The 9,842-nt window shown below is 69.0% G+C and carries 9 protein-coding genes and 1 pseudogene; 2 read left to right on the forward strand and 8 right to left on the reverse strand.

Annotated elements, in window-relative coordinates; translation table 11 throughout:
- A pseudogene (locus ACM2XV_RS09165) lies at positions 1–285 on the reverse strand (hypothetical protein); the annotation flags it as partial.
- Positions 286–388: 103 nt separating this feature from the next.
- On the opposite strand from ACM2XV_RS09165, the gene ACM2XV_RS09170 reads away from it, so the two are divergent.
- Complete coding sequence (locus tag ACM2XV_RS09170) at positions 389–826, forward strand: MarR family winged helix-turn-helix transcriptional regulator (protein ID WP_487026712.1); 438 nt, start codon at positions 389–391, stop codon at positions 824–826.
- 76 nt (positions 827–902) lie between these two features.
- Here the strand turns inward: ACM2XV_RS09170 and sucD are convergent, their stop codons facing one another.
- From sucD to ACM2XV_RS09185, 3 genes are all read right to left on the reverse strand, one after another.
- A complete protein-coding gene (gene sucD / locus ACM2XV_RS09175; protein WP_487026713.1) occupies positions 903–1,811 on the reverse strand; it encodes a succinate--CoA ligase subunit alpha in 909 nt (302 codons plus the stop codon).
- 33 nt (positions 1,812–1,844) lie between these two features.
- Positions 1,845–3,014 carry an ADP-forming succinate--CoA ligase subunit beta gene (sucC, locus tag ACM2XV_RS09180; RefSeq protein WP_487026714.1) on the reverse strand — a complete coding sequence of 390 codons (1,170 nt, stop codon included), beginning with the start codon at positions 3,012–3,014 and terminating at the stop codon, positions 1,845–1,847.
- A 92-nt stretch (positions 3,015–3,106) separates the two neighbouring features.
- Positions 3,107–4,300 carry a RimK family alpha-L-glutamate ligase gene (locus ACM2XV_RS09185; RefSeq protein WP_487026715.1) on the reverse strand — a complete coding sequence of 398 codons (1,194 nt, stop codon included), beginning with the start codon at positions 4,298–4,300 and terminating at the stop codon, positions 3,107–3,109.
- A gap of 44 nt (positions 4,301–4,344) precedes the next feature.
- Here ACM2XV_RS09185 and ACM2XV_RS09190 point away from each other — a divergent pair, with 44 nt between their 5' ends.
- On the forward strand, positions 4,345–4,827 hold the full coding sequence (locus tag ACM2XV_RS09190) for an ATP-dependent zinc protease family protein (protein ID WP_344776297.1): 483 nt from the start codon (positions 4,345–4,347) through the stop codon (positions 4,825–4,827).
- A gap of 6 nt (positions 4,828–4,833) precedes the next feature.
- Here ACM2XV_RS09190 and ACM2XV_RS09195 read toward each other — a convergent pair whose 3' ends face one another.
- The 4 genes from ACM2XV_RS09195 to ACM2XV_RS09210 form a co-directional block, all read right to left on the reverse strand.
- On the reverse strand, positions 4,834–7,257 hold the full coding sequence (locus ACM2XV_RS09195) for an ATP-dependent helicase (RefSeq protein ID WP_344776299.1): 2,424 nt from the start codon (positions 7,255–7,257) through the stop codon (positions 4,834–4,836).
- A gap of 158 nt (positions 7,258–7,415) precedes the next feature.
- A complete protein-coding gene (locus ACM2XV_RS09200; protein WP_487026716.1) occupies positions 7,416–7,598 on the reverse strand; it encodes an antitoxin in 183 nt (60 codons plus the stop codon).
- Positions 7,599–7,716: 118 nt separating this feature from the next.
- On the reverse strand, positions 7,717–8,742 hold the full coding sequence (locus ACM2XV_RS09205) for a glycerophosphodiester phosphodiesterase family protein (protein WP_487026718.1): 1,026 nt from the start codon (positions 8,740–8,742) through the stop codon (positions 7,717–7,719).
- 54 nt (positions 8,743–8,796) lie between these two features.
- A partial coding sequence (locus ACM2XV_RS09210) for a hypothetical protein (RefSeq protein ID WP_487026717.1) occupies positions 8,797–9,842 on the reverse strand: 1,046 nt, incomplete at its 5' end.

The raw sequence follows: 9,842 nt of genomic DNA on the forward strand, positions 1-9,842 counted from the left end.
GCGGCGCACCAGTTCTGCGGCCAGTCGCGCGCCGGTGCGGTGCGACCCGACGACATAGCCCCCGCCGTGGAAGTACAGCAGCGTGCCGGCATCCCGCGCCTCATCGATGATCTCGAGGGCGGGCCGGCCGCCGAGCACGGTCTCGGTCGCGGTCAGCCCGCGGGTGTCGCCAGGCTGAGCCCGGGTTTCGAAAAGCGCGCGGCGCTCGTCGATCGTGTCGGCGACGAGGCCCTTCGCAGCCTCGCGGATCGCGGCGTTCACGGCGTCGCGCTGTGCCTTGCCCATGGTGTTCCCCTCGTAGGTTATGGTGATCTTGATTCCAAGGAATCTAAATAACCAAACTACATTCTCTGGAATCTAATTCCCAAGAATATTTCTAAGGAGCCCCGTGTCCGCCTCGATCGACTTCTTCGATGAGCTCGTGCGCGCCGAGATCTCGCTGTACAACGCGGTCGATGCGCGCATGAAGGCCGAGCACGGCGTGACGGTGGGGACGATCGAGATCCTGTCCCTGATCGCGCAGGCCGAGCACGCGCGCGTCGACGACATCGTGCGCGCGCTCGACCTGCGCGTCGGCACGGCGAGCAAGATCGTCGACCGCTACGCGGCGGCCGGCTGGGTCGAGCGCATTCCCAACCCCGACGACCGGCGATCGTCGTGGATCGTGTTGACGGATGCCGGGGCGAAGGTGCTCGCCGAGGGGGCGCCGACGTTCGAGGCATCCGTCACCGATCTCGTCAGCGGGCTCTCGAGCGGCGAGCTGCGCACGCTGCGCGCACTGCTCGTCAAGCTGGCCGCCTCCGTCGACGCGCGCCGGCCGGCGTAGGCCGCGCGAAACGCGAAGAATCCCGCGGGAGGCCGAAGCCGCCCGCGGGATTCCTCAGGACATGTGCGCGGCGCGCCTACGCGCTGACGCTCGCGAACACCTCGCGCAGCAGCTGCGCGGTCTCGCTGGGGGTCTTGCCGACCTTGACGCCGGCGGCCTCGAGCGCTTCCTTCTTGGCCTGCGCGGTGCCCGCGGAGCCCGAGACGATGGCGCCGGCGTGACCCATGGTCTTGCCCTCGGGGGCGGTGAAGCCGGCGACGTAGCCGACGACCGGCTTGGTCACGTACTCCTTGATGAAGGCCGCGGCGCGCTCCTCGGCGTCGCCGCCGATCTCGCCGATCATGACGATCGCCTTCGTCTCGGGGTCTGCCTCGAACGCGGCGAGCGCGTCGATGTGCGTCGTGCCGATGATCGGGTCGCCGCCGATGCCGATAGCGGTCGAGAAGCCGAGGTCGCGCAGCTCGAACATCATCTGGTAGGTCAGCGTTCCCGACTTCGAGACGAGGCCGATCGGGCCCTTGCCCGTGATGTTGGCCGGGGTGATGCCGACGAGCGACTCGCCGGGCGTGATGATGCCGGGGCAGTTCGGGCCGATGATGCGGGTCTTGTTGCCCTTGGCCTTGGCGTGCGCCCAGGCCTCGGCCGAGTCGCCGACGGGGATGCCCTCGGTGATGACGACCAGCAGCGGGATCTCGGCGTCGATGGCCTCGACCATCGCGTCCTTCGCGAAAGCCGGCGGCACGAAGATGATCGACACGTCGGCGCCCGTCTTCTCGATCGCCTCGGCGACCGTGCCGAACACGGGAAGCTCGACGGGCGAGCCGTCGGCGGCGGTGTGCGACACGGTGGTGCCGGCCTTGCGCGCGTTCACACCGCCGACGACCTGGGTGCCGGCCTTCAGCATGAGCGCGGTGTGCTTGGTGCCCTCGCCGCCGGTGATGCCCTGGACGATGACCTTGGAGTCCTTGTTGAGGAAGATCGACATTGTTCTCTCTAGTCCTTGATCTCGATCGGCGATTCAGGCAGCGGATGCCGCGAGCTGCGCGGCCTTGTCAGCGCCGTCGTCCATGGTGAGGGCCAGCGTGACCAGCGGGTGGTTCGCGCCGGTGAGGATCGCGCGGCCCTCTTCGACCTGGTTCCCGTCGAGGCGCACGACGAGCGGCTTGGTCGCCGCGTCACCCAGGATGCCGAGGGCTGCGACGATGCCGTTCGCGACGGCGACGCACGAGGTGATGCCGCCGAAGACGTTGACGAACACGCTCTTGACCTGCGGGTCGCCGAGGATCACGTCGAGGCCGGCGGCCATGATCTCGGCCGAGGCACCGCCGCCGATGTCGAGGAAGTTGGCGGGCTTCACGCCGCCGTGCGCCTCGCCCGCGTAGGCGACGACGTCGAGGGTCGACATGACGAGGCCCGCGCCGTTGCCGATGATGCCGACCTCGCCGTCGAGCTTGACGTAGTTGAGGTCGTTCTGCTTCGCCTTCGCCTCGAGCGGGTCCTCGCTGGAGGCATCCACCAGCGCCTCGTGCTCGGGGTGGCGGAAGGCCGCGTTGTCGTCGAGCGAGACCTTGCCGTCGAGGGCGATGATGTCGCCAGAGCCGGTGAGGACGAGCGGGTTGACCTCGACGAGCGTCGCGTCCTCGCCGGTGTAGACCTCGAAGAGCTTCACGAACACCGGCGCGACCTTGTCGACCAGCTCGGCGGGGAACTTCGCGGCCACCGCGATCTCCTTCGCCTTCTCGAGGGGCAGACCCTCAGCGGGGTCGACCTCGACGCGCGCGAGCGCCTCGGGGCGCTCCTCGGCGAGCTGCTCGATCTCCATGCCGCCCTCGTAGGACGCGAGCGAGAGGTAGGAGCGGTTGGCCCGGTCGAGCAGCACCGAGAAGTAGAACTCCTGCTTGATGTCGGCGCCTTCGGCCACCATCACGCGCTTCACGGTGTGGCCCTTGATGTCGAGGCCGAGGATCGCCTGCGCCGCCGCGAACGCGTCATCGGGGGTCTTCGCGACCTTCACGCCGCCCGCCTTGCCGCGACCGCCGACCTTCACCTGCGCCTTGACGACGGTGACGCCACCCAGCGTCTGCGCGGCCTTCCGCACCTCGTCCGGAGTGTCGGCGATGATGCCCTTCAAGACGGGCACGTCGTACTTCTCGAACAGGTCTCGGGCCTGATACTCGTACAGATCCACTGTGTTCCATTTCTCTCGACATCGAGACAATTGCCGCAGGCCACTCTACCCCGGCCGGCTTGCCGCCCCGAGCCCGGCTGCGCGCGACAGCCCTACTCTTCAGCGGGCAGCGGGTTCTTCGGCAGCTTCTTGACGCGCGGCCGCCGCTTGGGCCGCTCCGGGATCATCGAGCGCATCTCCTCGACGCGGCCCCAGCACAGCAGGCGGTCCTCGGCCTCGAGCCGCGTGCCGAACCCGGGGTTCGGAATGACGCCCGTACCGCGGTGCAGGGTGAGCACCGTGATGTCGCGCTCGCGCAGCCCCGACTCGCCGAGCGTCGTGCCGACGAGTTCGGCGTCGCCGTGCACCACGAGCTCGGCGACGCCGTAGCCCGTCGAGACCGACAGGCGCTCGCGCACGTCGATCTGAGGGAACGCCACCTGATTCGCGATGTAGTCGATGATCGCGCCCGCCACGTCGAGCTTCGTCGCCGTCTCGATGCCCTCGAGTCCGGGCGACGAGTTCACCTCCATGACGAGCGGCCCGTCGTCGCTCTCGAGCATGTCGACGCCCGCGACCTTGAGCCCCATGATCTGCGCGGCGCGCACGGCCGTGCGCGCGTAGTCCTCGTCGAGTTCGACCCCTTCGGCCTGACCGCCGCGGTGCACGTTCGATCGGAACTCGTTGCCCTGCGCGGTGCGGCGCATGGCGGCGACCACGCGGTCGCCGACGACGAGGGCGCGGATGTCCCGGCCGCGCGATTCACAGATGAACCGCTGGATCAGGACGTTCTGCCGGGCCGACTGCAGCGTCTCGATGATCGCCTCGGCGACCTTGAGCTCGGGCGCGAGGATCACGCCGATCCCCTGTGTGCCCTCGATGAGCTTGAGCACGACGGGTGCACCGCCGACGCGCTCGATCGCAGAGACGACATCGGCGCGGTTGCGCACGAAGGCCGTCGGAGGCATGGCGACGCCGTGGCGCGACAGGATCTGGTTGGCGCGCAGCTTGTCGCGCGAGTTGCTGATGCCGCTCGCGGTGTTCGGCGTGTAGACATCCATCTGCTCGAACTGGCGCACGACGGCCGTGCCGTAATACGTGATCGAGTTGCCGATGCGCGGAATCACGGCGTCGTAGTCCGACAGCGGGCGGCCGCGATAGAGCAGATCGGGCGTCTCGGCCGACAGGTCGATCGCGAACCTGAGGGTGTTCAGAACCTTGGGGTCATGACCCCGATCAGCGGCGGCGGCTCGCAGGCGCTGGGTGCTGTAGCTGCGCGGCGCGCGCGACAAGATGGCGATCTTCACTCGGGATTTTCCTGTTGGGCTGTGATTCCGATTGGATTGGCGGCATGACCCCCAGCAATCCAACACCACCGAGCCTGGTGGGTTGGCGCGAATGGGTCGGATTGCCCGGGCTCGGCATCCCCTGGATCAAGGCGAAGATCGACACCGGCGCCCAGACCTCGTCGCTGCATGCCTTCGGACTGCGCGAGTTCACCCGCGACGGCGGGCCCTGGGTGCGGTTCGAGGTGCACCCGTGGCAGTTCAGCTCGCGCGACGGCGCGCAGATCGAACTGCCGGTGCACGACCGCCGCCGTGTGCGCAGCTCGACGGGGCACATCCAGAATCGCGTCGTCGTCTTGATCGAATTGAGGATGCTGGACCGCACGCTTCCCGTCGAGGTGACGCTCACCCGGCGAGACGCCATGGGCTTCCGCATGCTGGTCGGCCGCGAGGCGCTGTCGAACGGCTTCCTGGTCGACCCGGCCGGTTCCTACCTCGGCGGCAAGCCGCCGCGCCAGGTGCGCCAGGCGAACAAGACGGCGGAGTAACCGCCGCTACAGCTTCTCGATCGGGGCGATCTTGATCAGCAGCTTCTTGAAGCCGGCGCTGTCGAACTGCACGTGCGCGATGCGCTTCGGCCCCTCGCCCGTCACGTCCTGCACGCGGCCCTCGCCGAAGTCGACGTGCTTCACGCGGTCGCCCGGGGCGAGCTCGAGCGCGCTGTTGTCGCGCACCGTCGCCGTCACCTTGTTGGCCCATTCGGTCTTCGGCTTCGACAGCGCCGCGGCCGTCGCCGCCGCACGGTCGGACCCGAAGCCCGGGCGCTTCGCATTCAGCGCTCGCGACATCGTGCCGTCTCGGCCGTTCGCGGCCCCCGGCGAGCGCCGCCAGTCGATCAGCTCGGCGGGGATCTCTTGCAGGTACCGGCTCGGCATCGCCACATTCACCTCGCCGAACTGCGCACGCGACATCGCGAGCGACAGGTACAGGCGCTTGCGCGCGCGCGTGATGCCGACGTAGAACAGCCGCCGCTCTTCGGCGAGGCCGCCCGGCTCGTTCGCCGACATGCGGTGCGGGATCAGGTCTTCCTCGACGCCGGTGAGGAACACGGCGTCGAACTCGAGCCCCTTCGCGGTGTGCAGCGTCATGAGCGAGACGGTTCCGGTCGAGTCGTCGAGCTCGTCGGCGGCGGCCACCAGCGACACCTCGGTGAGGAAGTCGGTGAGCGTGCCGCCCGGGTTGTTCCGCGCGAACTCCTTCGTCACGGCGACGAGCTCTTCGACGTTCTCGGCGCGCGCCTCGTCCTGCGGGTCGCGCGAGCTGCGCAGGGCGTCGAGCAGCCCCGAGCCGGCCAGCAGGTGCGTCAGCAGCTCGGGAACCGGCTTGACCCCGCCGGGGTTCTCGGGGTCCATCATGGCGGCCGTCTCGTCGAGCAGATCGGAGAGCCGCGTGATTGCGGCCGTCACCTTGGGGCCGAGGCCCAGGTCGGATGCCGCCCGCAGGGCGTCTCGGAAGGTGATGCCGTTGTCGCTCGCGAACGACCCCAGCTGCGTCACCGTCGCCGGCCCGATGCCCCGCTTCGGGGTGTTGAGGATGCGCCGCACGGCGAGCTCGTCGGCGGGGTTCGCCACCGCGATCAGGTACGCCATCGCGTCTTTGATCTCGGCCCGCTCATAGAACTTGGTGCCGCCCATGATGCGGTACGGCACGGCCGAGCGGATGAAGATCTCTTCGAGCGCACGCGTCTGCGAGTTCGTGCGATAGAAGACCGCCATGTTGTTGTACGGCACGCCGGCGCGCCGCAGCGCGTCGATCTCGTCGGCGACGAACTGCGCCTCGTCGTGCCCCGAGTACCCCGTGTAGCCGACGATCTTCTCGCCGTCGCCGGAATCGGTCCACAGGTTCTTCGCCTTGCGGTCGAAGTTGTTCGAGATGACCGCGTTGGCCGCAGAGAGGATGTTCTGCGTCGAGCGGTAGTTCTGCTCGAGCAGCACCACCCGCGCACCGGGGAAGTCGTGCTCGAACTCGGTGATGTTGCGGATGTCGGCGCCGCGGAACGCGTAGATCGACTGGTCGGAGTCGCCGACCACGGTGAGCGACGCCCCGGGGATCTCGCCGGACGGCCCCGTCAGACCGTCGACATACAGCCCGTCGGCCTTCAGCTCGGCGACGAGGTGCGGCGGCACGGGCTTCGTCAGCTCGCGGATGAGCGAGTACTGCGCATGGTTCGTGTCCTGGTATTCGTCGACCAGGATGTGCCGGAACCGGCGCTGGTAGTTCGCCGCGACGCGCGGGAACGCCCGGAACAGATAGACGGTCTGCGCGATCAGGTCGTCGAAGTCGAAGGCATTCGCGGCCCGCAGCGCGCGCGTGTACTCGCGGAAGATCTGCAGGAAGACCTGCTCGGCCGGGTCGTCGCGGTTGGCGCTGCGCGCGTACGACTCGTAGTCCTCGAGCTCGTTCTTGAGCTTCGAGATCTTGGCGCCGGCGCTCGCGGGCGTGAAGCCGAAGGTGTCGGCCTCGCTCTCTTTGATGATGCGCTTGAGCAGCGCGCGGGTGTCGCCCGAGTCGTAGATCGTGAAGTTCTCGGTGAAGCCGAACTGCTTGGCCTCACGACGCAGGATGCGCACGCAGGCCGAGTGGAAGGTCGAGATCCACATGCCTTCGGATGCCTGACCGAGCAGCCCCTCGACGCGTTCGCGCATCTCGCTCGCGGCCTTGTTGGTGAAGGTGATCGCGAGGATCTGACTCGGCCATGCCTCGCGGCTGCCGATCAGCCCGGCGATGCGGTGCGTGAGCACGCGCGTCTTCCCCGAGCCCGCGCCCGCGACGATGAGCAGCGCCGGCCCTCGGTAGGTGACCGCCTCGCGCTGCTGCGGGTTGAGGCCCTCGAGCAACGCCTCGTCGCCGCCACGCGGCCCCTGATCGCCGTCGACGATGATCGGCAGGAAGGAGTCGGATGCGCGCGCGTCTGTCATTGCCAGCCAAGTCTAAATTGCGCGACCGACATGGAGACCCTGGCCGGAAGCCGAACGGGGCTCGATACCCCCGGTTTCACGCAGGCTGCTCGACCAACGGTGGTCGAGCAGCGAGCGCCAGCGAGCGTATCGAGCCCCGATTCTGGCCGACCGAGTGGCTAGTCGCCGATCGCGTCGTCGGCCGTCTGCCGGCCCTGCGCGATCTGGTCTTCGAACTTGCCGCCCGTGAGGTCGTTGGCCTTGTCGGCGACGCCGTCGAGGACGTTGTCGCTCACCTGCTCGCCCTGGTCGGTTCCGAGGAAGTCCTTCGCTTTGTCGACCGCGTCATCGAGGAATCCCATGCGCGCCCCTTTCGTCAGTTGAAGTGGTTCGCGCCACACCCTAGCCGCCTTCGACCCGCATAGGGAAGACAATCCTGTCTACCCCACTACGGAGCGCGGCTCGCACGCTACTGAGAGATCACGCGGCGGCGTCTCGCACGACGAGCGCGAGGTCGGGATGATCGGCGAACACGCCATCGACTCCCGACGCCATGATGGTGCGGAACTCGTGCTGCCAGTGCCCGAAATCGGCCTTGCCGCCCTCGGTGCGGAACGGCGCCGACAGGAAGCGGTTCTCGGGCCGCAGCGTCCACGTGAACACCGCGAGCCCCACGGCGTGGGCGCGGTCGACGAGGTCGCTCGTTCCGCTCTCCGAGCCGGCGTCGAGCAGCAGGCTCTTGTCGACGCTGATGCCCTCGATCGCATCGAGCCCCTGACGGGTCGCGAGGCCGTAGAGGCCCACTTCGCCGATCTCGTCGGCATAGCTCGCGGCATCCGCCCCGTCACGCGCGACGAGATCGAAGGCTGCGCCGGCCGCCTCGATCAGGTAGATGAGATTGCCGCGGATGCCCCGCTCGCGCACTTTCCGCAGCACGGTCTTCTCGAACGACTCGATGATGAGCCGGCTCGGCTCGCTCTGCCAGCCGACCTGCTGCAGCTCGTCGGCGAACAGCTCGTCGAGCGGCAGGCCGATCGACTCGAAGTAGCTCGCGTGCTTGATCTCGGCGACCACGCCGAGCTCGCGGTCGGTGGTCTCGGCGAGGCTGTCGACGAGGTCGAAGAGGTGGGTGAGGCGCATGATCGGGTACTGCCCGTCGAAGCTCGCGCTCGCCTGCCGCAGCCCGCCGAGTCGCTCGCGGCACCGCAGCGTCGACAGCTCGGCCCAGGTGAAGTCCTCGGTGAACCAGCCCGTGACGGGCACGCCGTCGACCTCCTTGGTCGTGCGCCGCGCGGCGAACTCGGGCCTGTTTGCGACATCCGTCGTGCCCGAGATCTCGTTCTCGTGCCGCAGCACGAGAACGCCGTCCTTGGTGGCCACGATGTCGGGCTCGACGAAGTCGGCCCCCAGCTGGAAGGCGAGCTCGTAGGCCTGCCGGGTGTGCTCGGGTCGGTACCCGCTCGCACCGCGGTGACCGATCACGAGGGGGGAACCGTGCGCGCGCATGCCGTTGATGGTAGCCACGGCGTGTTCCGGCCATGTGACGTTCACAGACCCCGGTCAGCCACCGTTTCCCGTGCGCTCGAAGCGGCAGACGACCTCACGGTGCGTGGGGTAGCGGTCGATCGGCGTGAAGCCGTGCGCGCGCAGCGCCGCCGCATCGCGCGGCTGGGTGCAGGGCGTTCCGTGCCGCGGGATGACGAGGATGACCGTGCGGATGCCCGCGAGCCTCGTGGCCCTGTCGGCGAGCGGCACCGTGCGATCGCTGAACGACCCCGAGGCGGGGAACGGCGTCTTGACCGCGATGTCGACCATGCCCCGGTAGTACTGCGGGTACGCGAAGAGGGATTCACGGGCCCGACCCGGCGCGAACAGGATGGCGTCGCCCGCGCTCGCGTGCGCCTGCACCGTCTGCGCGACGAGGCGCAGGTCGCTCTCTCGCGGCTTGGCGAACGGCAGCCGCTGCCCGACGTAGGCGGGGAGGGCGAGCAGCACCAGCGCGACCGCGACACCCGCGACGACCCGACGCGTGCCGAGCGCCGCGAGGGCGGCGGCGAGCGCGAGCGCGAGGCCCGGCATGGCGAAGGTGAGGTAGCGGCTCGTGAAGACCGGCGAGCCGATGAGGCTCGCCGTGATCGTCACGGCGAACGGCACCACCACCCAGCAGCCCGCGAGCAGCAGCCAGTCGGAGCCCGCCCGCAGCACGCGGCGCCAGCGTGCGGCGGCGACGATGAGCACGATCCAGACGGCGAAGCTGTACGCCCAGGCGAGCTCGCCGGCGGGCTCCACGAGCACGGTCCACGGCGTGAAGGCGCCCTTGGGGCCGATCCAGGCGATCTGCGAGCGCTCGAGCCACCCCATGACCAGCACGGGGCTCGCCGCGGCGAGCGCGGCGGCCCACGTCACGACGAGCGGCAGCCAGGCGCGCCGGCGGCTGCCCAGCAGCACGAAGAGCAGCTGCGCGATCAGCAGGGTGGCGGTGAGCAGGAAGACCGCGACCGAGAGCGCCGCGGCCGCACCGAGTGCGACCCACCACCAGGCCCCGCGGTCGAGCGCGATGAGGAGCAGCAGCCACACCGCGGCGGCCAATGCCGCCGTCCAGGCAT

This window comes from Gryllotalpicola sp. CP2-P1, assembly GCF_057512245.1.

Coding starts and splice junctions, on each gene's coding strand:
- ACM2XV_RS09205 (WP_487026718.1), bottom strand. CDS start 8,742: ATGCGCGCGCACGGTTCCCCCCTCGTGATCGGTCACCGCGGTGCGAGC.
- ACM2XV_RS09190 (WP_344776297.1), top strand. CDS start 4,345: ATGACCCCCAGCAATCCAACACCACCGAGCCTGGTGGGTTGGCGCGAA.
- ACM2XV_RS09195 (WP_344776299.1), bottom strand. CDS start 7,257: ATGACAGACGCGCGCGCATCCGACTCCTTCCTGCCGATCATCGTCGAC.
- ACM2XV_RS09200 (WP_487026716.1), bottom strand. CDS start 7,598: ATGGGATTCCTCGATGACGCGGTCGACAAAGCGAAGGACTTCCTCGGA.
- sucD (WP_487026713.1), bottom strand. CDS start 1,811: ATGTCGATCTTCCTCAACAAGGACTCCAAGGTCATCGTCCAGGGCATC.